This is a genomic window from Pseudonocardia petroleophila (genome assembly GCF_014235185.1).
Taxonomy (GTDB): Bacteria; Actinomycetota; Actinomycetes; order Mycobacteriales; family Pseudonocardiaceae; genus Pseudonocardia; species Pseudonocardia petroleophila.
Genome location: NZ_CP060131.1, coordinates 3,465,595 through 3,491,643 on the forward strand (window position 1 = coordinate 3,465,595; position 26,049 = coordinate 3,491,643).

At 75.1% G+C, this 26,049-nt stretch carries 30 protein-coding genes; 17 read left to right on the top strand and 13 right to left on the bottom strand.

The features are described from left to right. Position 1 precedes the first annotated feature (1 nt). The gene (locus H6H00_RS17270; protein WP_185716787.1) at positions 2 to 1,537 is read right to left on the bottom strand and encodes a putative bifunctional diguanylate cyclase/phosphodiesterase; all 1,536 of its coding nucleotides are present in this window, start codon (positions 1,535 to 1,537) and stop codon (positions 2 to 4) included. Continuing rightward, on the bottom strand, positions 1,521 to 1,904 hold the full coding sequence (locus tag H6H00_RS17275) for a DUF7793 family protein (protein WP_185722512.1): 384 nt from the start codon (positions 1,902 to 1,904) through the stop codon (positions 1,521 to 1,523). Before H6H00_RS17275 ends, H6H00_RS17270 begins: the two co-directional genes overlap by 17 nt. A 225-nt stretch (positions 1,905 to 2,129) precedes the next feature. On the opposite strand from H6H00_RS17275, the gene H6H00_RS17280 reads away from it, so the two are divergent. Then, a complete protein-coding gene (locus tag H6H00_RS17280) occupies positions 2,130 to 6,146 on the top strand; it encodes a bifunctional nitrate reductase/sulfite reductase flavoprotein subunit alpha (protein ID WP_221775565.1) in 4,017 nt (1,338 codons plus the stop codon). A 10-nt stretch (positions 6,147 to 6,156) separates the two neighbouring features. Here H6H00_RS17280 and H6H00_RS17285 read toward each other — a convergent pair whose 3' ends face one another. After that, entirely contained in the window at positions 6,157 to 6,756 is a 600-nt protein-coding gene (locus H6H00_RS17285; RefSeq protein WP_185716788.1) for a thioredoxin-like domain-containing protein, read from the bottom strand. Positions 6,757 to 6,808: 52 nt separating this feature from the next. Then, the gene (locus tag H6H00_RS17290; protein WP_185716789.1) at positions 6,809 to 7,534 is read right to left on the bottom strand and encodes a GAF and ANTAR domain-containing protein; all 726 of its coding nucleotides are present in this window, start codon (positions 7,532 to 7,534) and stop codon (positions 6,809 to 6,811) included. A gap of 190 nt (positions 7,535 to 7,724) precedes the next feature. Here H6H00_RS17290 and H6H00_RS17295 point away from each other — a divergent pair, with 190 nt between their 5' ends. The 5 genes from H6H00_RS17295 to H6H00_RS17315 are packed head-to-tail and all read left to right on the top strand — an operon-like array spanning position 7,725 to position 11,210. Next, positions 7,725 to 8,420, top strand: coding sequence for a HemK2/MTQ2 family protein methyltransferase (locus tag H6H00_RS17295; RefSeq protein WP_185716790.1), 696 nt, complete (start codon positions 7,725 to 7,727; stop codon positions 8,418 to 8,420). Beyond that, entirely contained in the window at positions 8,410 to 8,628 is a 219-nt protein-coding gene (locus H6H00_RS17300; protein WP_185716791.1) for a CDGSH iron-sulfur domain-containing protein, read from the top strand. The genes H6H00_RS17295 and H6H00_RS17300 overlap by 11 nt, the downstream gene beginning before the upstream one ends. Next, a complete protein-coding gene (locus tag H6H00_RS17305) occupies positions 8,628 to 9,650 on the top strand; it encodes an iron-containing redox enzyme family protein (protein ID WP_185716792.1) in 1,023 nt (340 codons plus the stop codon). Before H6H00_RS17300 ends, H6H00_RS17305 begins: the two co-directional genes overlap by 1 nt. A gap of 17 nt (positions 9,651 to 9,667) precedes the next feature. Then, a complete protein-coding gene (locus H6H00_RS17310; RefSeq protein WP_185716793.1) occupies positions 9,668 to 10,864 on the top strand; it encodes an FAD-dependent monooxygenase in 1,197 nt (398 codons plus the stop codon). Between the two features lie 10 nt (positions 10,865 to 10,874). Next, positions 10,875 to 11,210 (top strand): YnfA family protein, encoded by a 336-nt coding sequence (locus tag H6H00_RS17315; protein ID WP_185716794.1) that lies wholly within the window; start codon positions 10,875 to 10,877, stop codon positions 11,208 to 11,210. 3 nt (positions 11,211 to 11,213) lie between these two features. On the opposite strand, the gene H6H00_RS17320 is transcribed toward H6H00_RS17315, so the two are convergent. Further along, positions 11,214 to 11,621 (bottom strand): ATP-binding protein, encoded by a 408-nt coding sequence (locus H6H00_RS17320; protein ID WP_185716795.1) that lies wholly within the window; start codon positions 11,619 to 11,621, stop codon positions 11,214 to 11,216. A 106-nt stretch (positions 11,622 to 11,727) separates the two neighbouring features. On the opposite strand from H6H00_RS17320, the gene H6H00_RS17325 reads away from it, so the two are divergent. Continuing rightward, complete coding sequence (locus tag H6H00_RS17325) at positions 11,728 to 12,096, top strand: STAS domain-containing protein (protein ID WP_185716796.1); 369 nt, start codon at positions 11,728 to 11,730, stop codon at positions 12,094 to 12,096. A 4-nt stretch (positions 12,097 to 12,100) separates the two neighbouring features. On the opposite strand, the gene H6H00_RS17330 is transcribed toward H6H00_RS17325, so the two are convergent. From H6H00_RS17330 to H6H00_RS17345, 4 genes are read right to left on the bottom strand one after another with little or no spacing between them, the layout of a single operon-like run. Then, positions 12,101 to 12,403: a DUF6457 domain-containing protein gene (locus H6H00_RS17330; RefSeq protein WP_185716797.1), complete on the bottom strand. Its 303-nt coding sequence runs from the start codon at positions 12,401 to 12,403 to the stop codon at positions 12,101 to 12,103. After that, positions 12,396 to 12,833: an SRPBCC family protein gene (locus H6H00_RS17335; protein WP_185716798.1), complete on the bottom strand. Its 438-nt coding sequence runs from the start codon at positions 12,831 to 12,833 to the stop codon at positions 12,396 to 12,398. Before H6H00_RS17335 ends, H6H00_RS17330 begins: the two co-directional genes overlap by 8 nt. After that, the gene (locus tag H6H00_RS17340; protein WP_185716799.1) at positions 12,833 to 13,339 is read right to left on the bottom strand and encodes an SRPBCC family protein; all 507 of its coding nucleotides are present in this window, start codon (positions 13,337 to 13,339) and stop codon (positions 12,833 to 12,835) included. Before H6H00_RS17340 ends, H6H00_RS17335 begins: the two co-directional genes overlap by 1 nt. Before the next feature lie 45 nt (positions 13,340 to 13,384). Beyond that, on the bottom strand, positions 13,385 to 13,654 hold the full coding sequence (locus H6H00_RS17345) for a hypothetical protein (protein WP_185716800.1): 270 nt from the start codon (positions 13,652 to 13,654) through the stop codon (positions 13,385 to 13,387). Positions 13,655 to 13,712: 58 nt separating this feature from the next. Here H6H00_RS17345 and H6H00_RS17350 point away from each other — a divergent pair, with 58 nt between their 5' ends. Beyond that, positions 13,713 to 14,003: a hypothetical protein gene (locus tag H6H00_RS17350; RefSeq protein WP_185716801.1), complete on the top strand. Its 291-nt coding sequence runs from the start codon at positions 13,713 to 13,715 to the stop codon at positions 14,001 to 14,003. Here H6H00_RS17350 and H6H00_RS17355 read toward each other — a convergent pair. After that, positions 14,000 to 14,896 (bottom strand): ribonuclease Z, encoded by an 897-nt coding sequence (locus H6H00_RS17355; protein WP_185716802.1) that lies wholly within the window; start codon positions 14,894 to 14,896, stop codon positions 14,000 to 14,002. The two genes, H6H00_RS17350 and H6H00_RS17355, sit on opposite strands and share 4 nt — an antisense overlap. Positions 14,897 to 14,906: 10 nt before the next feature. Continuing rightward, on the bottom strand, positions 14,907 to 15,503 hold the full coding sequence (locus tag H6H00_RS17360; RefSeq protein WP_185716803.1) for a superoxide dismutase: 597 nt from the start codon (positions 15,501 to 15,503) through the stop codon (positions 14,907 to 14,909). Between the two features lie 87 nt (positions 15,504 to 15,590). Between H6H00_RS17360 and H6H00_RS17365 the strand changes: the two genes are divergently transcribed. From H6H00_RS17365 to H6H00_RS17395, 7 genes are all read left to right on the top strand, one after another. Next, positions 15,591 to 16,190 (top strand): HAD family hydrolase, encoded by a 600-nt coding sequence (locus tag H6H00_RS17365; protein WP_185716804.1) that lies wholly within the window; start codon positions 15,591 to 15,593, stop codon positions 16,188 to 16,190. A gap of 51 nt (positions 16,191 to 16,241) precedes the next feature. Continuing rightward, complete coding sequence (locus H6H00_RS17370; protein WP_185716805.1) at positions 16,242 to 16,727, top strand: SRPBCC family protein; 486 nt, start codon at positions 16,242 to 16,244, stop codon at positions 16,725 to 16,727. A gap of 55 nt (positions 16,728 to 16,782) precedes the next feature. Next, positions 16,783 to 17,745, top strand: a complete 963-nt coding sequence (locus H6H00_RS17375; protein WP_185716806.1) for an Lrp/AsnC family transcriptional regulator — start codon at positions 16,783 to 16,785, stop codon at positions 17,743 to 17,745. 690 nt (positions 17,746 to 18,435) lie between these two features. Then, positions 18,436 to 19,707 (top strand): HNH endonuclease signature motif containing protein, encoded by a 1,272-nt coding sequence (locus H6H00_RS17380; RefSeq protein ID WP_185716807.1) that lies wholly within the window; start codon positions 18,436 to 18,438, stop codon positions 19,705 to 19,707. A gap of 806 nt (positions 19,708 to 20,513) precedes the next feature. After that, on the top strand, positions 20,514 to 20,816 hold the full coding sequence (locus tag H6H00_RS17385) for a hypothetical protein (protein WP_185716808.1): 303 nt from the start codon (positions 20,514 to 20,516) through the stop codon (positions 20,814 to 20,816). 49 nt (positions 20,817 to 20,865) lie between these two features. Next, positions 20,866 to 21,360, top strand: a complete 495-nt coding sequence (locus H6H00_RS17390; protein WP_185716809.1) for an SRPBCC family protein — start codon at positions 20,866 to 20,868, stop codon at positions 21,358 to 21,360. Beyond that, positions 21,357 to 22,397, top strand: coding sequence for an LLM class flavin-dependent oxidoreductase (locus tag H6H00_RS17395; RefSeq protein ID WP_185716810.1), 1,041 nt, complete (start codon positions 21,357 to 21,359; stop codon positions 22,395 to 22,397). The genes H6H00_RS17390 and H6H00_RS17395 overlap by 4 nt, the downstream gene beginning before the upstream one ends. Positions 22,398 to 22,404: 7 nt before the next feature. Here H6H00_RS17395 and H6H00_RS17400 read toward each other — a convergent pair whose 3' ends face one another. Continuing rightward, complete coding sequence (locus H6H00_RS17400; protein ID WP_255425231.1) at positions 22,405 to 23,256, bottom strand: DUF1990 family protein; 852 nt, start codon at positions 23,254 to 23,256, stop codon at positions 22,405 to 22,407. 4 nt (positions 23,257 to 23,260) lie between these two features. Here H6H00_RS17400 and H6H00_RS17405 point away from each other — a divergent pair, with 4 nt between their 5' ends. Beyond that, positions 23,261 to 23,875 carry a DUF1990 family protein gene (locus H6H00_RS17405; RefSeq protein WP_185716812.1) on the top strand — a complete coding sequence of 205 codons (615 nt, stop codon included), beginning with the start codon at positions 23,261 to 23,263 and terminating at the stop codon, positions 23,873 to 23,875. A gap of 14 nt (positions 23,876 to 23,889) precedes the next feature. Continuing rightward, on the top strand, positions 23,890 to 24,816 hold the full coding sequence (locus H6H00_RS17410) for an SDR family NAD(P)-dependent oxidoreductase (protein ID WP_185716813.1): 927 nt from the start codon (positions 23,890 to 23,892) through the stop codon (positions 24,814 to 24,816). Here H6H00_RS17410 and H6H00_RS17415 read toward each other — a convergent pair. Beyond that, the gene (locus H6H00_RS17415) at positions 24,806 to 25,993 is read right to left on the bottom strand and encodes a cytochrome P450 (protein WP_185716814.1); all 1,188 of its coding nucleotides are present in this window, start codon (positions 25,991 to 25,993) and stop codon (positions 24,806 to 24,808) included. The two genes, H6H00_RS17410 and H6H00_RS17415, sit on opposite strands and share 11 nt — an antisense overlap. Positions 25,994 to 26,049: the final 56 nt, after the last annotated feature.

Here is a 26,049-nt window from a genome sequence, read left to right on the forward strand (position 1 = left end):
CTCAGGTCTCCGACAGCGCGGCCGAGAACCCGAGCAGGGGCGTCATCTCCGGGCCGGGCAGCGCCGGGCCCCACAGGAAGCCCTGGCCGAAGCGGCAGCCGAGGGCGCGCAGCTGCTCGGCCTGCTCGACGGTCTCGATCCCCTCGGCGACGGCCTCCAGCCCGAAGGCGTCGACGATCGCCAGTATCGCCGCGGCGACCCGGTGCTGCTGCGGGTCGGAGTCGAGCCCGGTGATCAGGGAGCGGTCGATCTTGACGATGTCGAGGAACATCCGGCGCAGGTAGCCGACCGAGGAGTAGCCGGTCCCGAAGTCGTCGATGGCGACGCCGACCCCGGCGACCCGCAGCTGGTCGAGCGCCGCGATGGTCTCGGCGTCCTCGCCCATCAGCTGGGACTCGGTGACCTCCAGCGTCAGGTCCGTGGCCGGGACCCCGTGCTCGGCGAGGCACCGCAGGACCCCGTCGGCGAACAGCGGCGTGCGCAGCTCCGCGGGCGAGACGTTGACGTGCAGCGAGAACCCGGCCGCCCGCGGCGACGTGGCCCGCCACCGCGCGAGCTGCCGCACCGAGGTCCGCAGCACCCAGCGGTCCAGCGCCGTGATCAGGCCGGTGTCCTCGGCGACGCCGATGAAGTGGGCGGGGGCGAGCAGCCCGCGCTGCGGGTGCTCCCAGCGGACCAGCGCCTCGACCCCGGTCGTGTAGCCCGAGACCAGGTCGACGATGGGCTGGTAGTGCACGACGAGCTGCCCGTCCGCGATCGCGTGGCGCAGGTCCTCGGCCATGCGCACCCGCGACAGCGCCGCCGCGTGCATCCCGGGCTCGAAGATCTGGACCGAGCCCCTGGCGCCGTTCTTCGCCGCGTACATCGCGGTGTCGGCGTCGCGCAGCAGGGTGTCGGCGTCCTGGCCGCGCACCGCGAAGCACACGCCGATGCTCGCGCTCACCCAGCACGAGCGCTCCCCGGCCTGGACGGGCGCCTGCAGCGACGCCCGGATCCGCTCGGCCATCGACAGGACCTGCTCGGGGGTGGCGTCCAGGACGACGAGGGCGAACTCGTCGCCGCCGAGGCGGGCGACGGTGTCGGCGTCGCGGACGACCTGCCGCAGCCGGTGGCCGATCTCGATGAGCAGCAGGTCGCCGACGCTGTGGCCGAAGCTGTCGTTGACCGCCTTGAACCCGTCGAGGTCCAGCAGCAGCACGGCGGGCGGGGCGGCGCCGCGGTCGGCGCGGGCCATCGCCCGGCCGATCCGGTCGCCGAGCAGCGTCCGGTTCGCGAGCCCGGTCAGCGGGTCGTAGAGCGCGAGCCGCTCCAGCTGCTGCTGGGCCTGCTCCAGCTGCAGGGTCCGCTCTGTGACGCGGGCCTCGAGGTCGCGGTTGAGCGCCTGCAGCTCCTCGGCCAGCATGTTGACCCCGACGATCACCGCGTCGATCTCGTCCGAGGCGGGGGACGGCGTCATCCGGGCCCCCCGGTCGCCCGCCGCCAGCTCGAGGACCAGCTCCACCAGCTGGTCGAGCCGGCCGTCAGGCGGGGTCGCCATCGTGCAGCCACGCCACCGCGGCCGTCTCGGAGGTGAAGAACCGGGTCGGCACGGGCACCGAGCTCACGCCCATGGCGAAGTTGGCGAGGACGCGGTCGACCGGGGATCGCCCGAGCAGCGCGATCCGCGACGCCGAGCACCGCCGCCGGAAGGTCATCCGCGCGTCCCGCGACAGCGTCGCGGTGCCCCGCATGTCCACGAGCAGCGGCCGCTCGCGGTCGGCGTTGGTCATGTCGACGAGCCCCATCGCCTGCTGCGCGAGCCGTCCGGTGATCTGCAGGCCCTCGGCCCAGCTGAGCCGGACGATGCCCGACGGGTCGACCCGCACCGTCATCACGTGACCCGGATCCGCGGTGCCGCTCACCATCTCGGTCACGGTGCGGACCCCCCTCGGGTGTCGTACGGGTGCGCGGACGGGCGTCGCGACTCCCTCTGGCCATCGGGCCTGACCCCGAGGACGTTATCCGGCCGACGACGGCATCACCTGTTCGAGCCGTGCTCACGGCCGGTCCGGGCCGCCGTGAGGACCTCCTCACCGGGCGGCGCCGGCGTTCGTCACGTGCCGGCAACACGCGCTTCCTACGGTGCACCGGTGACCGACCCGGAACCGGACAGCGTCAGATCGGTCTGCTCCTACTGCGGCGTCGGGTGCGGGATGGTGCTGCAGATCGGCCGCGACGCCGCCGGGGTGCGGCGCGTCGAGCGGGTCACCGGCGACCGGGAGCACCCCGCCAACCGCGGCCGGCTGTGCACCAAGGGCGCCACCCTCGCCGAGACGGTCGACGTGCCCGGACGGCTGCGCACCGCGCTCGTCCGCCCCGCCCGCGGCGCGGAGCCCGAGCCCACCCCCGTCGACGACGCGATCGCCACCACCGCGCGGCGGCTGCGCGCGGTCCTCGACGAGCACGGCCCCGACGCGCTGGCCCTCTACGTCTCGGGCCAGATGACGCTGGAGGCCCAGTACCTGGCCACCAAGCTGGCCAAGGGGTTCTGGCGGACCACCTGGATCGAGTCGAACTCGCGGCTGTGCATGGCCAGCGCGGGCGCCGGCTACGCGCAGTCGCTCGGCTCCGACGGCCCGCCCGGCTCCTACGACGACCTCGACCACGCCGACGTCTTCCTCGTCACCGGCGCCAACATGGCCGACTGCCACCCGGTCCTGTTCCTGCGCCTGATGGACCGGGTCCGGGCGGGCGCGAAGCTGATCGTCGTCGACCCGCGGCGCACGGCGACCGCCGCCAAGGCCGACCTGTTCCTGCAGATCCGGCCGGGCACCGACCTCGCCCTGCTCAACGGCCTGCTGCACCTGATCGTCGAGAACGGGCACGTCGACGCCGGGTTCGTCGCCTCCTGCACCGACGGGTGGGAGGCGATGGGGGAGCTCCTCGCCGACTACCCGCCGTCGACGGTCGCGCGGATCACCGGCCTCGCCGAGGACGACCTGCGCACCGCGGCCCGCTGGATCGGCGAGGCCGGCGAGTGGATGAGCTGCTGGACGATGGGGCTCAACCAGAGCACCCACGGCGTGTGGAACACCAACGCGCTGTGCAACCTGCACCTGGCGACCGGGGCGATCTGCCGCCCGGGGTCGGGCCCGTTCTCGCTGACCGGGCAGCCGAACGCCATGGGCGGGCGCGAGATGGGCTACATGGGGCCGGGGCTGCCGGGGCAGCGCTCGGTGCGCGTGGACGCCGACCGCGCGTTCGTCGAGGACGCCTGGTCGCTGCCGCCCGGCACGCTGCGCGGCGACGTCGGCACCGGCACCGTCGACATGTTCGGGCGCATGGCGGCCGGGGAGATCCGGGCCTGCTGGGTGATCTGCACGAACCCGGTCGCGTCGGTCGCGAACCGGGGCTCCGTGGTCGCCGGGCTGCAGGCCGCGGAGTTCGTCGTCACGCAGGACGCCTACGCCGACACCGAGACCAACGCCCACGCCGACGTCGTGCTGCCCGCGGCGACGTGGGCCGAGGTCGACGGCGTGATGGTCAACTCGGAGCGGTCGCTCACCCTGCTGCGCCGGGCCGTCGACGCGCCGGGGGAGGCGCTGCCGGACTGGGCGCTGATCGCCCGGGTGGCCTGCGCGATGGGCTACGCCGACGCGTTCACCTACGCCGACGCCGAGGAGGTGTTCGAGGAGATCCGCCGCTTCGCGAACCCGGCCACCGGCTACGACGTCAGCGGCGTCACCCACGAGCGGCTGCGGGCCTCCCCGGTCCAGTGGCCCGCGGGTCCCGGGTCGGCCGACCGGAACCCGATCCGCTACCTCGGCACGGGACCGCGCCCGCGGTTCGCCACCCCGTCCGGCCGGGCCGCGTTCCTGCCCCGCCCGCACCTACCGCCCGCCGAGCTCCCCGACGACGACTTCCCGTTCGTGCTCAACACCGGCCGCGTGCAGCACCAGTGGCACACCCGGACCAGGACCGGCCGGGTCGCCGCGCTGAACCGGCTGGACCCCGGCCCGTTCGTCGAGATCCACCCCGACGACGCCCGCGGGCTCGGCGTCGCGGACGGCGACGCGGTGGCGCTGGAGTCGCGGCGCGGGCGCGCGGTGCTGCCCGCGGTGGTCACCGACCGGGTGCGGCCGGGCGGCTGCTTCGCCCCGTTCCACTGGAACGACCTGTTCGGCGCGGACCTGGCCGTCAACGCCGTCACGAACGACGCGGTCGACCCGGTGTCGCTGCAGCCGGAGTTCAAGGCGTGCGCGGTGTCGCTGGTGCGGGTCGGACCGGCACCCGCCCGGCCCGACACCGCCGCCGGCCCGACGGCCGACCTGGTGGCCGCGCTGGGGCTGGCCGACGAGCGGGCGCCGGAGCTCACCGCGTCCGAGCGCCGGTACCTGGCGGGGTTCCTCGCCGGGGTGGGCCCCGCGCCCGCCTCCGTCCCGGTGCTGCCGCGCGGCGCCCCCCTCGGCCCCGGCACGGCGCTGTGGGTCGACGGGCTGCTCGCCGGGACGTTCTCCCGCGCCCCCGCCCCCGCCCCGGCCCCCGCCCCGGACACCGACGCCGGGCGTCCGCTGCTGGTGCTGTGGGCGTCGCAGACGGGCCACGCGGAGGGGGTCGCGGCGGTCGTCGCGGACCGGCTGACCGCGGCCGGGCTCGCGCCGCGGGTGCGGAGCATGGGCGGGTGCGGCCCCGACGACGTGCCCGCGCACGCCGACCTGCTGATCGTCAGCTCCACGTTCGGCGACGGCGACGCCCCCGACGTCGGCGCGGCGTTCTGGGCGGCGCTCGCCGATCCCGCCCGTGCCCCGTTCGACGACGTCCGGTTCGCCGTGCTGGCCCTCGGCGACTCCGGCTACAGCGACTTCTGCGGCCACGGCCGCCGCCTCGACACCCGCCTGGGCGAGCTCGGCGGCACCCGGCTGCTGCCGCGCGTCGACTGCGAGCCCGACGACGACCCGGCCGCGTCGTGGCCCGATCGGGTCCACGCCGCGCTCACCGGCGGGGCCTGCGCCCCGGCCACCGACGCGGCCCCGCCCGTCGCCCCCGCCCGTCGCCGGACCCCCGCCGCCGAGCCGTCCCGGCTCACCGGCAACCGCCTGCTCAGCCTGCCCGGCTCGGCGAAGGAGGTCCGCCGCTTCGGCATCGACATCGGCGACGCGCCCTACGAGGTCGGCGACGCGCTGAGCGTGCGCCCCGCCAACCACCCCGAGCTCGTGGCGGAGTGGCTCGCGCTGACCGGCCTGCCCGCCGACGCCCCCGTCGACCTCGGCGGGGAGGTGGGGGAGACGCCGTTCGGCGAGGCGCTGCGCCGCCACCTCGACATCACCCGGATCACCACCGGCCTGCTCGGCTTCGTCGCCGACCGCGCCGCCGACCGCGAGCTCAAGGACCTCACCCGGCAGGGCAACCGCGTCGAGCTCGCGAAGTGGAGCTGGGACCGGCACGCCGCCGACGTCGTCGCCGAGTACCCGGTGCGGGCCGGCGCGCAGGAGTGGGCCGACGTCCTCGGGCGGCTCGCCCCGCGGCTGTACTCGATCTCCTCGAGCCCGCTGTCGAGCCCGCGCGAGGTCGGCCTGACGGTCTCGGTGGTGCGCTTCGCCAGCCGCCGCGGCGCGGCGCGGCGCGGGGTGTGCTCGACGTTCCTCGCCGACACCCCCGGCGAGCACGCGGTCCCGGCGTCGGTCCGGCCGTCACCGGGGTTCCGGCCGCCGGCCGACCCGTCGACGCCGATGGTCATGGTGGGTCCCGGGACCGGCGTCGCGCCGTTCGTCGGCTTCCTGGAGGAGCGCCGCGCCCGCGGCCACACCGGGCGGAACTGGCTGTTCTTCGGCGAGCAGCGCCGGGCCACCGACTTCTACTACCGCGACGAGATCGAGGGCCACCGCGCCGACGGCAGCCTGCACCGGCTCGACCTCGCGTTCTCCCGCGACCAGCGTGCGAAGGTCTACGTGCAGGACCGCATGCGCGAGCACGGCGCCCGGCTGTGGAGCTGGCTGCAGGACGGCGCCCACCTCTACGTCTGCGGCGACGCGTCGCGGATGGCGAAGGACGTCGACCGGGCGCTGCGCGACGTCGTGGCCGCCCACGGCGGGCTCGACGAGGAGCGCGCCGGCGCCTACGTCGAGCAGCTGGCCGCGGAGCGGCGCTACGTGCGCGACGTCTACTGACCGCAGGTCGTCAGGGGGCGCAGCCGGTGGCGGTGCCGGGCGCGGTGGCGGGGTTGGCGGCCAGTGCCCGGATGAACTGCTCGAAGCGCGGGTCGTCGGGGGAGTCCAGGGCCAGGCGGTGGTTCCAGGCCTGCAGCGAGATCGGGGCGTCGAGCCCGGGGTAGGGCGACATCAGCAGGTCGTCGCCGTCGGTCACCCGGTTCGCGGCGAGCGCCTGCACCGTCCCCGGCGCGGTGCGGGCGGGGTCGTAGGTGATCCACACCGCGCCGCGCTCCATGGCCCCGAGCGCCTCGGCGTCGGGGATCGGGTCGGGATGAGCGACGCCGTCGCAGGCCGCGGCCGTCGGCCCGACCGCGCCGCTCACCGGCGGATCGCCCGGGCCCGGCCCGATCACGATCCCGGGGATCCCGGTGGACGGGTCGGGCTGCTCCGCGGACGGGGTGAACGACGCCAGCTCGCGCTCGGCGTCGGACGGGATCAGGGTGCCCACCGCGACCGACCCGAACGACACCGCGGCCAGCACCAGGATCAGCGGCCCGCCGTAGCGCGACCACCCGCTCGCGGGCGGGTCGTCCTCCGGGGAACGGGGCGGATCGCTCGGTCGGGACACCGGACCAGGTTCCCACGCCCCCGGTCCCGGCCGGCCGGGGTGACCCGGTCGGTCAGGCCGGGCCGGGCAGCACGCCGGTGGCGACCAGCTGCTCGGCCACCACGACGAGCTTGCGGTTCACCGACTGGGACGCCGCCGAGAGCCGGGCGAAGGCCGCCTCAGCGGTGATCCGGTGCCGCTCCATGAGGATCCCCTTGGCCTGGCCGATGACGTCGCGGCGGTCCAGCGCCGCCCGCAGCTGCGCCGTGCGCTGGCTCTCCGCCATCGCGAGCACCGCCTGCGTCGCGAGGACCCGCGCCACCAGCTCCGCGCGCTGGTCGAACGCGCCCGCGGAGGTGGCGTAGAGGCTCAGGGCCCCGAGGCAGCGGTCGTCGATCTGCAGGGGCAGGCACAGCATGCTCTCCACGCCCAGGCCGCGGGCGCCGCCGCGGAACTCGGGCCAGCGGTGGTCGGCCGCCATGTCCTCGATGTGCACGACCACCTGCTTGCGCGCCGCCGTCAGGCACGGGCCGTGGCCGAGGTGCCGCTGCAGCTCGTCGAGCTCCAGGGGGATCGACCCGGCCGTCGCCATCGGGGTGAGGTGCCGGTCGGTGTCGGCGACGATGATGCCGGCGCAGGTCGTTCCGGGGACCGTCGCCACGGCGACGTCGGTGATCGCGCCGAGGGTGCTCGACACGTCGGCGTGCTCCACGCGCAGACCTCGGGCGATGTGGTCCGCGACCGACCAGATCTCGTCCTGGTCCTGCGGGGGAGCAAGCATGTCCGGGGATGTGCTCATGGGACTCCTCGTCGCGGCTGACGGTGTGGGGTACCCGCTCGCGGACCCCCTCATGCGCGGCCTGCGGAGGGGGTCGACCTGTCCTATGGTCGACGCCGGGCCGCTGCCTCAGTGGGCCCTCCGGTGCAGACAGGCGCCTCCCGCACGTCCTCAGTGGAGCCGTCATGTCCCGATCACGAGTGTGTCCCCGATGACCGACCAGCTGCCGCGGCTGCGCCGGCGCCCCGACGTCCTGCTGTTCCGCCCGCCCGGCGTGTACCGCGCGCAGAGCGACTCGGCGGTGCTGGCCGAGGCGATCCGGCGCGGCGGCTACGCGCTGGGCCGCCACGTCCTCGACGTCGGCACCGGCTCCGGCGCGCTCGCGCTGGCCTCGGCCCGGGCCGGCGCCGCGTCGGTCACCGCCGTCGACCTGTCGCTGCGGTCGGTCCTGGCGACGTGGGTGAACTGCCACCTGCACGGGGCGCGGGTCTCGGTGCGCCGCGGCGACCTGTTCGCCCCGGTGTCCGGGCGGCGGTTCGACCTGATCGTCGCGAACCCGCCGTACGTGCCCGCGGAGACCGACGTGCTGCCCCGGCATACGCGGGCGCGGTGCTGGGACGGCGGCGTCGACGGCCGGATCGTCGTGGACCGGATCTGCGCGGGTGCGGGGGAGCGGCTCACCCGCGGCGGGGTGCTGCTGATGGTGCACTCCGCGGTGTGCGGCGCGGAGGCGACGATCGACCGGCTCACCGACGCCGGGATGAGCGCGTCGGTGGTCATGCGGGCGTCGATCCCGTACGGCCCGGTGATGCGGGAGCGCGCCGCGATGATGGAGCGCCGCGGCCTGACCGGGCCGGGCGAGGACGTGGAGGAGCTGGTCGTGGTGGAGGGTCGTCGTGCCGGGTGAGCCCGGGGAGGTCACCCGGCGCGAGGTCGTCCTGACCGAGGAGGGCCCGGTGCTCGTCGCCGGCCCGGTCGAGGTCGTCCTGCCGGACGGCAGGCGGGTCACCTCCGACCGGCCCGTCACCGCGCTGTGCCTGTGCCGCCGCAGCCGCCGCTACCCGATCTGCGACACCAGCCACCGCACCCGCACCCGCACGAGAGAGGACGCCTGATGCTCAGCGCGACCGCACCCCCGGCCGTCACCTCCCCGCCGCTGCCCGCCCCCCGCGGCCCGGTCTCCGCCGCCGTGCTCGACGCGCTGCGCGGCGGGCCGGCCCCCGCGGTCGACGTCACCGGCGCCGACCCCTACGGCGACGACGTCCAGCTCGCCCTGCACTGCTGCTACGAGCTGCACTACCGCGGCTTCGACGGCGTCGACGACGACCTGGAGTGGGACCCCGCGCTGCTCGCCCTGCGCGGTGACCTGGAGCGGCTGTTCCTCGGTGCGCTGCGGGCCGACCTCGAGCCCGGCGACGACGTGGCGGCCGAGGTCGACGCGCTGCTCGTGGAGCCGGTGGGCCCCGACGTCGTCGGCGTCTCGCACCACCTGCGTCGCGACGGCGAGCTGTGGCAGCTGCGCGAGTACGTGGCGCACCGCTCGGTCTACCACCTCAAGGAGGCCGACCCGCAGGCCTGGGTCATCCCGCGGCTGTCCGGCCCGGCGAAGGCCGCGCTGGTCACCGTCGAGCACGACGAGTACGGCGGCGGCGACCCCGACCGCATGCACGCCCGCCTGTTCGCCGACATGATGCGCGAGGTCGGCCTGGACGACGCCTACGGCCACTACGTCGACGCGGTGCCCGCCGAGACCCTCGCCGAGGTCAACCTCATGTCGATGTGCGGGCTGCGGCGCAGCCTGCGCGGCGCGCTTGTCGGGCAGTTCGCCGCGGTCGAGCTGACCTCGTCCCCCGGCTCCGAGCGGCTGGTCCGGGCCATGCGCCGGCTCGGCTGCGGCCCGGCGGCGATCGCGTTCTACGACGAGCACGTCGAGGCCGACGCGGTGCACGAGCAGATCATCCGGCGCGGGGTGCTGGGCCCGATGCTCGCCGCGGAGCCGGCACTGGCCGCCGACGTCGTGTTCGGCATCCGGGCCTTCCTGCTCCTGGGCGACCGGCTCTCCGCCCGCCTGCTCGACGCGTGGTCGCGCGGGGAGTCGAGCCTGCGGCGCCCGCTAGACGAGCGCCCCGCCGGGTAGGCGACGAGGATCGGGGGATGGCCACCCCCACCGTCCTGGTCTCCGGGGCGAGCATCGCCGGGCCGACCGTCGCGTACTGGCTGCACCGGCACGGCTGGGCGACCACCGTCGTCGAGCGGTTCGACGGGCTGCGCGAGGGCGGGCAGAACATCGACGTCCGGGGCGCGGCCCGCGAGGTCCTGCGCCGGATGGGCCTGGAGGACGCCGTCCGCGGCGCGGGCACCGGCGAGCTCGGTCTGGAGTTCGTCGACGGGGCGGGGCGGACGCTGGCGGCGTTCCCGGCGGGGGAGTCCGACACCGGCGGGGCCACCGCCGAGCTGGAGATCCTGCGCGGCGAGCTGTCCCGGCTGGTGCACGAGCGCACCACCGCCGACACCGAGTACCTGTTCGGCGACCGGATCGTCGCCCTCGACGAGCGGCCCGACGGCGTCACCGTCATCTTCGCGCACGGCCCGGCCCGAACCTTCGACGTCGTGGTGGTCGCCGAGGGGCTGACGTCGCGGACCCGGGCCATGGTGATGCCCGACGCCGGGATCGACGACCTCGGTCTCTACACCGCGTACCTGACGATCCCGCGCACCGCCGACGACACGCGCTGGTGGCGCTGGTACACCGCCCCCGGCGGCCGCACCGTCAACCTGCGGCCCGACAACCTCGGCACCACGCGGGCGTCGGTGAGCTTCCTGTCCGACGTCCGCGGGCTGGAGGACCTCGACCGCGCCGACCAGGTCCGGCTGCTGCGCCGCCACTTCGCCGACGCGGGTTGGGAGACCCCGCGCGTGCTCGCCGCGCTCGGGGACACCGCGTTCTACTTCGACACCGTCGGGCAGATGCGGCTGCCGACGTGGAACCGCGGGCGCGTCGTCCTCGTCGGCGACGCCGCGTACTGCGCGTCGCCGGTCAGCGGCATGAGCACCAGCCTCGCGCTCGTCGGCGCCTACGTGCTGGCCGGTGAGCTGGGCGCCGCCGGGGGCGACCACCGCGCGGCCTTCGCCCGCTACGAGTCGACCATGCGGCCCTACGTCGCACAGGCGCAGGACCTGCCGCCCGGCACCCCGCGGCTCGCGCACCCCCGCACCCGTGCCGGGGTCGCGGCCCTGCGCACGGCGGTCCGGGTGGCCGGCAGCCCCGTCGGGAAGCGGGTCGCCGGGCTCGCGGGCGGCCTGTTCTCCCCGCCCGCCGACCGGATCGCCCTGCCCGCCTACGCGGGCTAGCCTTCCGCGCGTGCTGATCGCCCGGTCCGTCGGCCTGTTCGTGGTCGCCGCCCTGTTCGAGATCGGCGGGGCCTGGCTGGTCTGGCAGGGCGTGCGCGAGCACCGGGGGTGGGTCTGGATCGGCGCCGGGGTGATCGCGCTCGGCGCCTACGGGTTCGTCGCCACCCTGCAGCCCGACGCCCAGTTCGGCCGGATACTGGCCGCCTACGGGGGCGTGTTCGTGGCCGGGTCGCTGCTGTGGGGAGTGGTCGCCGACGGCTACCGGCCCGACCGCTACGACGTCGTCGGCGCGCTGGTCTGCCTGGCCGGGGTCGCGGTGATCATGTACGCGCCCCGGGCGGGCTGAGGCTCACCCGCCGGGACGCCAGCAGCGGAGCAGGACGGTGGTGCCGTCGTCGTCGTGGTGCAGCGTCACCGTGTCGGTGAGCGCCCGCATCATCGCGATGCCGCGGCCGCGGAACCGCGGGTCGGCGGGCGGGTCGCGCCAGCGGCCGCGGTCGGTGACGGTGACCTCGACGCAGACCCGGTCGTCGTCGTCGACCTCACGGGCGAGCAGGACGATCGCGTCGGGTGCGGTGGTGGGCTCGGCGTAGGCGTGGTCGATGCAGTTCGCGACGGCCTCGCTCGCGGCGAAGACGAGGTCCTGGGCCACGTCCTCGGGCCACGGGAGCGGGGCCAGCCAGGCGCCCAGCGCGGCACGGGCGGCGGCGGCGGAGGTGGGCTCGGCGGGCAGCAGCTGCCGCAACGGTTCGCCCATGGGGAGCCAGTGCCCGTTCGCGGCCGCGCCTGAACATCGACCGTCGCGCGCGGTCGGGGAACGGGCCCTAGAGTGCGGAGTCGCGGAACGACGGTGGAGGACTCACGTGGCTCAGAACGGCGGTCCGGCCTCGACGGTCGCCGTGCGCGTCGTGGAGCACGCGGCCGGGGTGCGCGGGATCGTCGTGACCGGCGAGCTCGACGCGGCGGAGGCCGCCGACGTCGAGGCCGCAGCGGTCGGACTGCTCACCGGCGGCACCAGCGCGGTCGTGGTCGACCTGGGCGGCGTGCGGTACTTCGGTTCACGCGGCCTCACCGCCCTGCTGCGCGTGCAGCAGGCGGCGGTGCGGTCGGGGGTGGGGCTGCGCGTGGTCACCGGGGAGGGGAACCGCCCGGTGATCCGGCCGCTGACGATCACCGGGCTCGACCGCGAGCTCGCCGTGTACCCGACGCTCGCGGCCGCCCTCGGCCCCTAGCGGATCAGGCCCGCCGGGACTGGTCGTTCGGGGCCTCGGCCCGGTCGGTGTCGGCGTCGTAGCTGCGCGCCAGCGCGGTGAGCTTCTCGGTGAAGTCGTGCGCGGCGACCGCCGGGTCGGCGGCGCGACCGGCGGCCAGGCCGAGCAGGAACACGGTGGACGCTGCTGCGGAGCCGTCGACGTTGTCGCGGACGAGCGCGTCGAGCTCGGCGGCCGCGTCGAGGCCCTGCACGCCCTCGGCCGCGTCCTCCAGGCCGAGTTCGGTGCGGGCCGCGGTGAGCCATTCGGCGGTGCGGGTGTCAGACACGGGGTGCTCCCAGTTCGCGTTGGATTCCGTCGACGGTCTGGTTGCCGAGCTTCTCGAACTCGAGCTGCATCAGCGGACTGCCGAGCTTGGCGACGCCGTGCAGGACCACGGTGGCGTCGTAGGTGATCTCGGACCCCTCCGGCGCCGGACGCACGGTGATGACGTCGGTCGCGGTGGCGGTCTTGTTCTCCCCGACCAGCTCGAGGCCCTCGCCGTCGAGCCGGGTCAGGCGGTAGTCGAGCTCGGTGGTGGACCCGAGGATCTTCGAGGTGTTGTGCCAGGTGGCACCCACCTGCACCGGGCCGGCGTCGGTGCGGACGCAGGTCTGCGTGCCCGGGTCCCACGCCTCGGCGTGCGCGAAGTCGGCGAGGTACTCGATCGCCTTCGCGGGCTCGGTGGTGACGGTGAAGGTGCGGACGACGTGGACCATCAGGCGGTTCCGCCGATGTCGGTCGAGGGGGCCTTCGGGGTGACCGACTGCGGGGCCGCGTCGACGTCCCCGCGCCAGCTGCCGCCGGTGCCGCCCGCCTCGATGAACTCCTTGAAGTTCTCCATGTCGCCCTTGACGCGGCGCTGCACGATGCCCAGCGCGTCGCCGACCTTCTCGACGACGCCCTCGGGCTCGTGGTCGAGCTGCAGCGTGACGCGGGTGGTCGCGTCGTCGAGGCGGTGGAAGGTGACCACACCGGCCTGGTGCGTGCCGTTCTCGGTCGTCCACGCGATGCGCTCGTCGGGGTGCTGCTCGGTGATCTCGGCGTCGAACTCGCGCTCGACCCCGGCGATCCGCGTGACCCAGTGGGTCCGGGTGTCGGTGAGCTGGTCGATGCGCTCGACGCCGTCCATGAAGCGCGGGAACGACTCGAACTGGGTCCACTGGTCGTAGGCGGTGCGGACCGGGACCGCAGCGTCGATGCTGTGCGTGACGTTGGTGCTCATGACACCCGGATGCCCGGGCCGCAATCGCGTCAAACGCTGCTCAACTCACACACGTCGGAGGGGTTCGACGTAGCTCCCGTCGACGAACAGCTCCGACTCCTGGGAGAGCCCGCCCAGGTCCGGGCTGACCTTGAGCCGCAGCGAGTGGTCACCGACCGGGAACGTCTCCTCGGCCGTGAAGGTCCACTTCCGGTCCTCCTCGATGACCTTCCCGTCGAGCGTCACGGTCCACTTCCCCATGAGCGTGACGTCGAGGTTGAGCTCGTGCGGCGTGCCGTCGAGCTCGAAGCGCCAGCTGTTGTTCGCATCACCCATGCCCACGGATCCTGGCCGAGGATCCCCGTTCCCGCACGGCGGGCCCTACGGTGGCCGCATGGCCGGGACGGGATGGGTGCGACCGTGGGTGCAGCTGGTCGAGATCTCGTGGTCGGCGCCGGTGGTGATCGCGTACCGGACCGTCGGGATGGTGGCCGGCGGGTGGCCGCCGAGCCCGGGGGCGCGCCGCGAGTACCGGCGGATGGTGCAGGAGAAGGTCGAGGGCTTCGCCCAGGCCGCCGTGGTGGCCGTGACGACCCCGCCCAGGGACACCGCGCGGCTCGTGGGTGACGTCCTCGCGCCCGTCCACCGGCGGGTGGTGGCCAACCGCCGCCGCCTCGCCCGCTAGCGGCGCGGCGGGACCGGCACGCGCTGCAGGTCCCGCGCCACGACGATCTCCCCGCCGAACGCCGCCGCGGCCTCCTCGCCGAACCGGTCGGGGTCGGGGTAGCGCTGGGAGAAGTGGGTGAGCACCAGCGTGCCGACCCCGGCGCGGGCGGCGACGGCCCCGGCCTGGCCCGCGGTGAGGTGGCCGTAGGCGTGGGCCAGGTCGGCGTCGGCGTCGAGGAAGGTCGACTCGATCACCAGCAGGTCGACGCCTGCGGCGAGCGCGTGCACGCCGTCGCAGAGCCGGGTGTCCATGACGAACGCCGCCTTCTGGCCGGGCCGCGGCTCGCTCACCTGGTCGAGGGTGACGCCGTGCATCGACCCCGTGCGCTGCAGCTCCCGGACCGCGGGCCCGCGGATGCCGGCGGCGGCGAGGCGGTCGGGCAGCATGCGGCGCCCGTCGGGCTCGACGACGCGGTAGCCGTAGGACTCGATCCCGTGGTCGAGCCGGCGCACCTCGACGTGCGGGTCGTCGGCGACCGGCCCGTCGGCGGTGATCGGGTGCTCGTGCAGGTCGAGGACGTCGTGGAACGGGGTGGCGTGGCGCAGGCGGTCGAACCACTCCTGGCCGGACGCCGGGTAGTGGGCGTGCACGGGGCGCGCGACGCGGTCGAGCGAGAGGCGCTGGACCACCCCGGGCAGGCCCAGGCAGTGGTCGCCGTGGAAGTGCGTCAGGCAGATGCGGGTGATCGCGGAGGCGGCGACCCCGGCCAGCAGCATCTGCCGCTGGGTGCCCTCGCCCGGGTCGAACAGCAGGCCGTGGGCGTCCCAGCGCAGGAGGTAGCCGTTGTGGTTGCGGTGCCGTGTCGGCGCCTGGCTCGCGGTGCCCAGCACCACGAGCTCCCGCGCCGACACGGCGGTCACACTAGCGCGCTGCGGCGAACCGCTCCGCGGCGTCGGCCCAGTTCACGACGTTCCACCAGGCCTTCACGTAGTCCGGCTTCACGTTCTTGTACTGCAGGTAGAACGCGTGCTCCCACATGTCGAGCATGACGATCGGCACGACGCCGACCGGCACGTTCGCCTGCTGGTCCCACAGCTGCAGGATGTGCAGGCGCTGCCCGAGCGGGTCGTAGGCCAGCACGCCCCAGCCCGACCCCTGGATGGTGGTCGAGGCGGCGGTGAACTGGGCCTGGAAGGCGTCGAACGAGCCGAAGGTCTCGTCGATCGCGGCGGCCAGCTCGCCGGTGGGCTTCCCGCCGCCGTCGGGGGAGAGGTTCTTCCAGAACAGCGAGTGGTTGACGTGCCCGCCGAGGTTGAACGCGAGGGCCTTCTCCAGGCCCACGATCGCGCCGAACTCGCCGCTCTCGCGGGCGGCGGCCAGCTTCTCGAGGGTGTCGTTGAGGCCGTTGACGTAGGTCTGGTGGTGCTTGGAGTGGTGCAGCTCCATGATCTCGCCCGCGATGTGGGGATCCAGCGCGCCGTAGTCGTAGGGGAGGTCGGGAAGCGTGTACTCGGCCACGGGGTAGCTCCTTCGATCGTTTCTCTGGTGCCGCCATCTTGCAGTAGCCACCCGATCTCCGCCGGGTGCACCGGCTAGCGTGCGAGAGTGATCACCGCGGTGGTGTGGGACATGGACGGCACGCTGCTCGACTCGATCGACGCCATCGCCGCGGCCTTCGCGGCCGCGGCCGGGCGCGGGCCGATCCCGCCCGCCGAGGTGGAGCGGCTGTTCCGGCTGCCGACGCCGGAGGCGATCCTCGCCGACCTGACCGGGCGCCCGACCGGCGTCGACGCCTTCTACCGCGCGCTCGCCGCCGAGGCCGCGCACGTCCGGCCGTACCCGGGGATCCGCGTGGCGCTCACCGCGCTCACCGTGCCGACGGGGGTGTTCACCGGGTCGAACGCGGTCGCCACCGACATCCTGCTGCGCGCGACCGGCCTGCGGGACCTGTTCGGCACCGTCGTCGCCGGCGACGACGTCGACCGGCGCAAACCCGACCCCGCCGGGCTGGAGCTGGCGTGCCGGCGGCTCGGCGTGCCCGCCGGATCGGCGCTGTACGTGGGCGACTCGGCGACCGACCTGGAGACCGCGCGGCGCGCCGGGGCGTCGCCGGTCGCGGCGGCGTGGGGGCACAACCACCGGCCCGGCGACGGCGACGCTGTCGTCTGCGCCCGTCCCGGCGACGTCCTCGCGCTGCTGGCGTGACGACCGCCGCCCCCGGTCGCGCCGCGCGCGTCCGGTGCGCACACTTCCCGGATGAGCCGCTTCTCCGCGACCACCGAGTCGGAGGCCGTCGTGGCCGCCGAGCGATCCCGGATCTGGGCGGTCCTGACCGATCCCGTCCTGCTGCCGCAGCTGACGCCGCTGCTGAAGAAGATCGAGACCGACGGCGACCACTGGCGGTGGCACCTCGTCGGGCTCTCGGTGCTGGGCGTCGGGATCAGCCCGGTGTTCACCGAGGAGATGACCTTCGACGCCGGTGACGGCGACGGCCACCGCATCGACTACACCCACGCCCCGCCGCCCGGATCGCGCGAGAGCACCGGGGCCGAGGGCTGGTACGTCCTCACCGACGAGCCCGGCGGGACGCGGCTCGCGATCAGCCTCGGCCTGAGCGTCGAGCTGCCGCTCCCGCGGCTGGCGGCCCCGGCCGTCACCGCGGTGATGAAGGAGACGATGCAGCGGATGGGGGATCGGTTCTCGGCCAACCTGCTCCGTCATCTCGGGGTCCCGGCCCGGTAGGTTGACGGGGACGTGTACGGACTCCGACACGCAGGTGTCGGAAGCGAGGTGCGCGGTGGCCGGGCCCCTCGCCGTGCTCGACCGGCGCATCGTCGGGGCGCTGCAGGTCGACGGCCGCGCGCCGTGGGAGCGGATCGCCGCCGCGCTCGGTGAGCCGGAGGGCACCGTCGCCCGGCACGGGCTGGCCCTGCTGGCCGACGGCGGCGTGCAGGTCATCGGGGTGCCCGCCCCGGAGGCGGGCACGGTCGTGCACCTGCGCTGCGGCCCGGGCCAGGAGCGGGTGGCGGCGCTGGCCCTCGCGCGGCGCCGCGACACCCGCTGGGCCCACCTGCTGGCCGGACCGGCCGGCGGGGTCGCCGAGATCGGCTGCCCGCCCGAGCGACTGGCCCGGCTCGTCGGGGACGAACTGCCCCGGCTGCCCGGTCTCGTCGACGCCACGGCGGACACGGTGCTGCGCTACGTCCGCACCGAGGACGAGTGGCGCCCCGGCCTGCTCGCGCCCGAGGAGTGCGAGGCCCTCACCGAGCACCTGCCCCCGCCGGGCGACGCGCCGTTCGGGGAGACCAAGGAGCTCGGCCCCACCGACCGCATGCTCCTCACCGCCCTGCAGTTCGACGCCCGTCGCGGCGACGACGAGCTCGCCGAGGTCACCGGGCTCTCCCGCAGCGCGGTGCCCCGGCGGGTCGACCGCCTGCGCCGCGACGGCCGGCTCCGGATCCGCGTCGTCGTCGACCCCGCCCGGCTCGGTTTCGGCCTGCGCGCGGTGGTGCGGGCGTCGGCGGCGCCGCGGGACGTGGCCGCCGTCGCGGCCGGGCTGCGGCGGGAGCCGTGGGTGCTGCGGGCGTGCCGGACGACCGGCGACCGGCCGCTGCTCGCCGAGGTCGCGGTGCCCGGGGTCGACGCGCTGCACGACCTCACCACAGACGCCCCGTGGCTCGACCGCGTCACGGCCCTGGACACGGCGGTGGTGGTGGGGACGGTGAAGGACGGCGGCCTCTTCGCCCCGCCCCCCGACTGACCCCCACCCCCCGCCCCGCGAGTTTGCGGCCGCCCCCGGCGAGTTTGCGGCCGCCCCCGGCGAGTTTGCGGATGGAGCGCGGCGAGTTTGCCGCTGCCGCCGGGCGAGTTGGCGGCTGTCGCTTAGCGAGTTCGCCGATCATCCTCGGTGGGTTGGCCACTCGTGCTCGGCGTGTTCATCGCTGTTGCCAGGCGACCCGTGCCTGTCGCTGGACGAGGCTGCCGTTCCTGGCGTTGGCCGCTGCTACGTGGCGCGTCGGTCGCTGTCGTCCGGCGCGTTCACGGCTGGCGTTCGATGAGTGGTGGGTCGGGTGCGGGTCGATCCTCATCTGTGCGTTTCCCGTTGCCGGCTGCCGGTCCGGCGTGGTCCGGTCTACTGCGGGCCAGGACGCCAGCCGGCCTCGCACGGGTCGATCCGGGCGGTGGGGTTGCGGTTCGGGACCACGGGGCGTCTCTCCCGACCCGGCCGAGCGTCCGGGAGCGGGTCGGGCACGTCGGTCGGGGACGGCCGCCCGCCCCACCACGTCATCCGGTACTTCACCCCAGACGACCCACGCCCGACCGACACCAGCGCACTACGCCGAAGAAGGCCGGACAGCCCACCATCCGAAGCGCCCAGTCATGCGCCGAACGGTCCCTGGGCTGCGACAATTCCCTTCGACTCGAACGTGTGTTCTAGTAGAATCAGGCCATGGCCGGCGACACCCTCCGAGACGCGCACCAGCACCTCGCTGCCGCACTCGACGACCTCGACGCCGCCACCACCCACGCCTCCGAGAACGACCTCATCTCCCTGCTGACCCTCTGCGAGGGCCTCACCCGGCGGGTCGAGGCGATCTCCAGTGCCGCTGTGGCCGTTCTCGACGACCGGGGCACGTTCCTGTCCCGTGGCTATCCGAACACCGCTGCTGCGGTGTCAGACCTACTGTCCTGGGACCACCGCCACGCCCGGTCCTTCACCGCCGCCGCCACCGACGTCCACGCCCGCACCACCCTCAGCGGGGAACAGCTCCCCGCGCGGATGCCCGCCACCGCCGCCGCGTTCGACGCAGGAGTGATCGGGTGGCGGCACGTCGAGGTGATCCACCGTGTGCTGGGCACCCGGGCTGCCGAACGGCTCACCACATCAGCGTGGACCGGCGCAGAGGCACAGCTCGCCGACTACGCCCAGCAGGCCAAGCCCGGACAACTGCTCAGCTTCGGCACCCTGCTGATCGACCGGTTGGATCAGGACGGGCCCGAACCCGACGACGCCCCGCCCCCGGTGAACGAGCTGCGCCTGGTCCGGCACCGCGGCGGCGCCGGTGGGTCGATCAAGGGCCGGTTCGAAGACCCCATGCTCTACGACGCCATCGCCGCCGTGATCGACGCGAAGGCCAGGCCGTTGACCGCCGACGACGACCGGACCGCCCCGCAACGGCAGGCCGAAGCGCTGGCCGACGTGTGCGGGTACGTCCTCGACCACGGCGACGACCTCCCCGAGACCGGCGGCCGCCGCCCCCACCTCACCGTGATCATCCGGTTGGAGGACCTGGAACAGCGAGCCCGGGGCGCCATGCTGGAGTTCGGCGGCACCATCACCCCCGCCACCCTCCGGACGCTGGCCTGCGACGCCGGAGTCGTCCCCATCGTCATGAACGGCGACAGCCAACCCCTCGACGTGGGACGCGAGAAGCGCACCATCCCCGACGGGCTCCGCAAAGCCATCACCGTCAGAGACCGCGGCTGCGCGCACCCCGGATGCGACCGACCACCCTCCTGGTGCGACGTCCACCACGTCGACCACTGGGGACGAGAAGGACCCACGGAGCTCAACAACCTGGTCATGCTGTGCAAAGCCCACCACCGCCAGATCCACCACTCGGACTGGACCGTCCGGATCCGCGACGGGCTACCGGAGTTCCTCCCACCCCGATGGATCGACCCCACCCAGAAGCCCCGCCGGAAGATCCTCGTCCTCTGATCGTCTGCTCGGCGAGCGCCCGTGCGCCCCTCCGTCCTGGCCGCGTCGTGCGGTGAGGCGCGGCTGTCTGCGGCGGTGCCGCCGATGGGAGCCTCGGACCACGGGCTGCGGCGAGGTCGGCCTTCCGGCACCGACCGCTCACCGGCGGGCGCCGTCACCTCGCTGCGCATCTGTCCCTGACGGACCGGTGGATCGTGGCCGCCGTCGGCGCGACCGATCAGGTGCCGGAACTGCGGCGGCGTGCCGAGTCGGCCGACTGCTGAGTCCGGCGCGGTGGCGTCTCTGAGATCGCCCCGGCTACGTCCGAACGAGCGGGTCGCCTCGCCGACGGCAGTGGAGCCGCCTGTCGGGCAGCAGTCCGCCGGGGCGGCGGCCACGGGGCGGCCGTCCGCCGAGGGGCGACCACCAGGCTCCGACCACCAGCCGCCGACCACCAGGCGGCGACCACCAGGCGGCGACCACCAGGCGGCGACCACCAGGCGGCGGTCACCGGGGCACGGCCATCGGAGCGCCGGTCAGGGTGCGCGGTCGCCGGGGCGCGGTCGCCGGGCCGCGACTGCCGGGCCGCGACTGCCGGGCCGCGACTGCCGGGCCGCGACTGCCGGGCCGCGACTGCCGGGTCCCGGCCTCCGGGCATCGGCCACCAGGAGGTGGCCACGGGTGCCCGCAACCGGGGCGGCGCGATCCCATCCGCGGGCTGTGGCCACCGCGCGATGGGAGCAGGGGGAGGCAGGGCCGGACCGCCCACGACGGTGCGAACCGACCAGCGGTGGGCATCGGCGGCGCGACAGGGCACGATCGGCGACATGTACGTGAACCTCGCGGCCGACGGCGCGGTCGTCGCCGACGCCGACGACTGCACCCGCCTGCACCTCGCCACCGCCCTGGACGGGGCGGCGCTGCGGGCCGCCCTGCGCGACACCGGCACCGGGCAGGTCGCGCCGGACGGGGCGGTGTGGCTCGACGTCGCCGTGCTCCGCTCCCGGGCACAGCTCGTCGCCATGGCGGAGGACTGGCCGCAGCGCTGGGACGGCATGATCGGCTACGCCGAGAAGGCCGGCTGGCTCTCGGTCGACGGGCGGACGGTGCAGGTGCACGTCGAGCGCTGATGGCCTAGGTTCCTCCGCGATACCCAACTCAGCTCACAGGGGAGAGCGGATGAGGTACGCGGACGGGCCGGTCGTGGAGGGCAGCGTGCACGTCGCCGCCCCGCCGGAGCGGGTGTGGGAGCTGGTCAGCGACATCCACCTGATCGCGTCCCTGAGCGGCGAGGTGCGGTCCGTCGAGTGGCTCGACGGGGACGGCGCCGCCACCGTCGGCCGGGCGTTCCGCGGAACCAGCTTCCACCGCGCCGTCGGCGAGTGGTCGACGACGTCGCGGATCGTGTCCTGCGAGGAGCCACGGGCGTTCGGCTGGGACGTCGAGGACCCGCAGAACCCGTCGGCGAGCTGGCGCTTCGAGCTCACCCCGCGCGACGGCGGCACCGACCTGCGCCAGTGGGCCCGGCTCGGACCGGGGCCGTCCTTCCTCTGCGTCGCCATCGAGCGGATGCCGGAGAAGGAGGAGCGCATCGTCGCCGGACGGCTGCGCGAGTGGCAGGCCGGGATCGAGGCGAACCTGGCGGCGATCAAGGAGCGGGCCGAGAACCCGTGAGGACGGCGACGACGATCGAGGCGTCCGGGGGCGACTGGCGCGAGACCGTCGACTTCGTGGTGGAGGCCGAGCGGATCGGCCTGGACGTGTGCTGGGTCGCCGAGGCGTGGGGCTCCGACGCGCCCTCGGCGCTGGGCTACCTCGCCGCGCGCACCTCGCGGATCGGCCTGGGGTCCGGCGTCATGCAGGTCGGCACGCGCAGCCCGGTGCTGCTCGCGCAGACCGCTCTGACGCTGGCCGACATGTCCGGCGGCCGGTTCGCCCTCGGCCTCGGCAGCTCCGGGCCGCAGGTGATCGAGGGGCTGCACGGCGTGCCGTTCGCCCATCCGCTGGGCCGCACCCGCGAGACCGTCGAGGTGATCCGGTCGGTGTTCGCGGGGGAGCGGGTGGCCCACGACGGGCGGCACGTCCGGATCCCGCTGCCCGACGGCGACGGGCGGCCGATGCGCACCTCGACGACGCCGAACCCGGACATCCCGGTCTACCTCGCCACGCTCTCGCCGCGGATGCTGGCGCTGACCGGGGAGGTCGCCGACGGCTGGCTGGGCACGAGCTTCGTGCCCGAGGGCGCCGCGGCCTACCTCGACCCGCTCCGGGCCGGGGCGGCGACGGCCGGGCGGAGCCTGGCCGACCTCGACGTGTGCCAGGGCGCCGAGGTCGCGTTCGCCGCCGACGAGGACGAGCTGGCGACGATGGTGGCCGCCCGGAAGCCGGGCCTCGCGTTCAGCCTGGGCGGGATGGGCACGGCGTCGTCGAACTTCTACTTCGACGCCTACCGCCGCCAGGGGTGGGGGGAGCGCGCCGACCGCGTCCGCGCGCTGTGGCTGGCCGGTGACCGGACGGCCGCGGCCGACGCCGTCGACGACGACATGGTGCTCGGCACGACCCTCCTCGGCACCGACGACGGGGTGCGCGAGCGGCTCGCGGCCTGGCGCGACGCGGGTGTCACGACCGTCCGGCTGTACCCGGCCGGCGACTCCCTCGACGCGCGGCTGGAGACCCTCGGCCGGGCGGTCGACCTGGTGAAGGCGCTCTGACGGGGGCTCAGCGGCCGGGATGCACCACGTGGATCTCGGCCCAGCCCGCGCGGTCCGGCGGGGCGCCGGTCGGGACGCGGACCAGGCCGTCGGCGTCCGGGCCGGGCTCGCCGGGCGGGTGCGGGAGGCGGTCCTTCAGCCGCTCCAGCGCCGCGCGGTAGAACCGCAGCTGGGTGTGCCGGCCGAAGAACCCGAACCCGACGCGGAACAGCGGGTTGCGGATCTGCGACTGCCGCGAGTACGCGTCGATGCGGAACTCGACGCGCCCCGTCGTCAGGTCCTTGGCGATCTCGTAGGTCAGCCGTCCCTGCTCCAGGTGCCCGTCCAGGGTCTGGTACGCCCAGCCCACGACGCGCTCGGGGCCGTCCGGGCCCTCGCGCAGCTCGTCGAGCTCGGCGGTGATCCGCACGCCCATGTGGAACCGGAACATCGCGAAGCGGCCCTGCAGCAGCATGTCGCGGCCCACGACGTCGGCCGGGTACCGGTACACCGCGCGCAGCAGCGACGGGTCGGTGAACTCGTAGCCGTTGACCAGCGCGTCGGCCGCGGCGACCAGCCCGTCGGGCTCCGGCTCGCCGGGTGCCTCGTGACCGAGCTCGACCGTCCACCGGTCCTGGTGCCAGCCGTCGGTGACGTGCGGGGGAGCGAGCGCCTCGTCGTAGTTGACGGACCGGCCGCCCAGGTCGTCGACGATCGCGGCCAGGTCGGGGGCGTTCAGCGCGGGGCTCCGGTAAGGATCACGGCGAACGGGTACCCGTCCGATCGTGCCTCTACTCCGCCTCGACCACCTGGTCCGCTGGCCGCTCGGGATCCTGCGCGTGCTCGCGTACCGCGTCCCCGGCGTCGGGACCCCGCTCACCCGCATGGAGAGCCCCGGTGACGCCGGCGACCTGCCCTCGGCCGTGCCGCCCGGGCTGCGCCACGACGTCCAGTACGTCGCCGACGGGGTGGGGTCGCTGCTGCACCGGCGCTACTCCGTCGTGGTCGACGGCGCCGACCGCGGCCCGGAGGTGGTGATGGCCGAGCTGTCCCGCGACCCCAACTGCGCCGTCCCGGACGCCGCGGTGTTCCAGCGCAGCAGCGGCCGCGACGGCCCCCTGTGCGTCGGCGACGAGTTCCTCATCCGGATGCCGGCCCCCTGGGACGGGCCGGTCCGCGTGATCGACGTGACGCCGCTGTCGTTCCGGTTCGCCACCCTGGACGACCACCTCGAGGCGGGGCAGATCGAGTTCCGCTGCGGGACCCGCCCCGACGGCGCCCTGACGTTCGAGATCGAGTCCTGGGCCCGGCCCGGGGACGCCCTCGCCCACATCCTCTACAACCGGTTGCCGCTGGCGAAGGAGATCCAGCTGACGGTGTGGGCCCGCACCTGCTCCGCGGTGGCCGAGATCGTCGGCGGCACGGTGCGCGGCGGCGTGTCGGTGGTCACCCGGGTGGTCGACGGACCGACGCTCGACGCGCTCCCCGCGGGGGTCTAGGGGAGGCTGGCCGCGTGCTCGCCTCCGTGCTCGACACCGTCCTGGACCGCACCGTCGCCCCCGGCTACTCCCGGCTCGGCTACCTGGCCCGCTCGGCGGGCTGGTCGGGCCCGCAGGCCGACCCGCAGCCCGGGGTGCTGGCCGGGAAGGTCGCGCTGGTGACCGGCGGCGGTGGCGGGCTGGGGCTGGCGACCGTTGCCGGGCTCGCGCGCCTCGGCGCCACCGTGCACCTGGTCGTCCGCGACGAGGGCCGGGGTGCGGCGGCGCGCGCCCGGGTGCAGGGCGCGGTGCCCGCCGCGGACCTGCGCGTCACCCGCTGCGACGTCTCCGACCTCGACGACGTCCGCCGCGCGGCCGCCGGGCTCGCCGAGGCGGGGCCGGACGTGCTCGTGCACAACGCCGGGGTGCTCCCACCGCGGCGGACCGAGACCCCGCAGGGCCACGAGCTGTGCCTGGCCACGCACGTCCTCGGCCCGCACCTGCTCACCCGCCTGCTCTCCGACGCCCTCGCCGGGCGGGCCGGGCGGGTCCTGTGGATCTCCTCGGGCGGGATGTACGCCCAGAAGCTGACGTTCGACGAGCCCGTCCCGTACAACGGCACCACCGCCTACGCGCGCACGAAGCGGATGCAGGTCGTGCTGTCCGGGCTGTGGGCGGCCCGGGGGCTCGACTCGCACGCCGTGCACCCGGGCTGGGCCGACACGCCCGGGCTCGCCAGCTCGCTGCCCGGCTTCGGTCGGCTGATCGGGCCGCTGCTGCGCACCGCCGAGCAGGGCGCCGACACCGCCGTCTGGCTCGCGGCGGCGCGGTCGTCGGACGTCGGCACCGGGCGGTTCTGGCACGACCGGCGCCCGCGCCCGGAGCACTACGTGCCCTGGACGCGGGAGACCCCCGCCGAGCGCGACGCCCTGTGGTCCCGCGTGGAGGCGCTCACCAGCTGAGCAGCAGCTCCTTCGGCCCGCGGACGAGCGCGCCGGTGCGCCACGGCACGTCGGCGGGATCGACGGCGAGGTGCAGGTCCGGGAACGCGGTCAGCAGCGAGCCGACGGCCTCCTGCAGCTCCATCCGCGCCAGCTGCGCGCCCAGGCAGTGGTGCAGCCCGTGCCCGAACGCGACGTGGCGGTTCTCCGCGCGGTCCAGGATCAGCTGGTCGGGGCGCTCGAACGCCTCCGGGTCGCGGTTGGCCGCGGCCACCGACACGACCACCGCGTCCCCCGCGGCGACCCGGCCCCCGGCGAGCTCGACGTCCTCGGTCGCGATGCGCGGGAACCCCGCGGACGCCCCGAGCGGCAGGAAGCGCAGCAGCTCCTCCACCCCGCGTGCGACGGCCTCGGGCCCGCCGCGCAGCGACTCGCCCCGGTCCGGCCGCGTGAGCAGGGCGAACACCATGTTGCCGATCATGTTCATGGTCGTCTCGTGCCCGGCGACGAGGATGCCGACGCCGAGCCCGACCAGCTCGCGCTCGCTCAGCGCGTCCCCCTCGTCGCGGGCGTCGACCAGCGCGCCGAGCAGGTCGTCGGTCGGCTCCGCGCGGCGCTGCGCGACGAGCCCGGCCATGTAGGCGAGCAATGCGTCGCGGGCCGTCCCGCGCTCCTGCGGGGTCATCGCGGTCGTCGAGAGCGCGGCGTCGGCGCCGGCGCGGAAGACGTCGCGGTCTCGCACCGGCACCCCGAGCAGCTCGCAGATGATCGTGACGGGCAGCGGGACCGACAGGTGCGCGACGAGGTCGGCGGGCGGCCCCCCGGCGCGCATGCCGTCGAGCAGCTCGGCGGTGAGCGCGGCGGCCCGCGGGCGCAGGTCCTCGACGCGGCGCACGGTGAACGCCCTGGCCACGAGCTTGCGCAGGCGCGTGTGCTCGGGCGCGTCCATGTTGAGGATCGACGCCGACTCGTGGTCGATCTCCGGCCGCACGCGCGGCACGTCGGCGCCGACGGTCGCCGCGCGGCTGAACCGCGGGTCGGCCAGCACGGTGCGCACGTCGTCGAGGCGGGTGGCCAGCCAGGCCTCGCCGCCGTAGGGCAGCGCGACGCGGGCGAGGGGCTCCTCGCGGCGCAGCTCGGCGTAGCGCGGATCGAAGGTCAGCCCGTCGGGCTCGGCGAACGGGTAGGTCGTGGTCATCTCGCACCCCCGGATGTGAGCGGTCGCTTACTTGCCGACGCTAACTATCGGAGGGG

Excerpts from the sequence above, each read along its gene's own strand:
- H6H00_RS17270 (WP_185716787.1), bottom strand. The coding sequence starts at position 1,537 with ATGGCGACCCCGCCTGACGGCCGGCTCGACCAGCTGGTGGAGCTGGTC.
- H6H00_RS17275 (WP_185722512.1), bottom strand. The coding sequence starts at position 1,904 with ATGGTGAGCGGCACCGCGGATCCGGGTCACGTGATGACGGTGCGGGTC.
- H6H00_RS17290 (WP_185716789.1), bottom strand. The coding sequence starts at position 7,534 with ATGAGCACATCCCCGGACATGCTTGCTCCCCCGCAGGACCAGGACGAG.
- H6H00_RS17295 (WP_185716790.1), top strand. The coding sequence starts at position 7,725 with ATGACCGACCAGCTGCCGCGGCTGCGCCGGCGCCCCGACGTCCTGCTG.
- H6H00_RS17305 (WP_185716792.1), top strand. The coding sequence starts at position 8,628 with ATGCTCAGCGCGACCGCACCCCCGGCCGTCACCTCCCCGCCGCTGCCC.
- H6H00_RS17310 (WP_185716793.1), top strand. The coding sequence starts at position 9,668 with ATGGCCACCCCCACCGTCCTGGTCTCCGGGGCGAGCATCGCCGGGCCG.
- H6H00_RS17320 (WP_185716795.1), bottom strand. The coding sequence starts at position 11,621 with ATGGGCGAACCGTTGCGGCAGCTGCTGCCCGCCGAGCCCACCTCCGCC.
- H6H00_RS17335 (WP_185716798.1), bottom strand. The coding sequence starts at position 12,833 with ATGGTCCACGTCGTCCGCACCTTCACCGTCACCACCGAGCCCGCGAAG.
- H6H00_RS17340 (WP_185716799.1), bottom strand. The coding sequence starts at position 13,339 with ATGAGCACCAACGTCACGCACAGCATCGACGCTGCGGTCCCGGTCCGC.
- H6H00_RS17345 (WP_185716800.1), bottom strand. The coding sequence starts at position 13,654 with ATGGGTGATGCGAACAACAGCTGGCGCTTCGAGCTCGACGGCACGCCG.
- H6H00_RS17350 (WP_185716801.1), top strand. The coding sequence starts at position 13,713 with ATGGCCGGGACGGGATGGGTGCGACCGTGGGTGCAGCTGGTCGAGATC.
- H6H00_RS17370 (WP_185716805.1), top strand. The coding sequence starts at position 16,242 with ATGAGCCGCTTCTCCGCGACCACCGAGTCGGAGGCCGTCGTGGCCGCC.
- H6H00_RS17380 (WP_185716807.1), top strand. The coding sequence starts at position 18,436 with ATGGCCGGCGACACCCTCCGAGACGCGCACCAGCACCTCGCTGCCGCA.
- H6H00_RS17385 (WP_185716808.1), top strand. The coding sequence starts at position 20,514 with ATGTACGTGAACCTCGCGGCCGACGGCGCGGTCGTCGCCGACGCCGAC.
- H6H00_RS17390 (WP_185716809.1), top strand. The coding sequence starts at position 20,866 with ATGAGGTACGCGGACGGGCCGGTCGTGGAGGGCAGCGTGCACGTCGCC.
- H6H00_RS17405 (WP_185716812.1), top strand. The coding sequence starts at position 23,261 with ATGGAGAGCCCCGGTGACGCCGGCGACCTGCCCTCGGCCGTGCCGCCC.
- H6H00_RS17415 (WP_185716814.1), bottom strand. The coding sequence starts at position 25,993 with ATGACCACGACCTACCCGTTCGCCGAGCCCGACGGGCTGACCTTCGAT.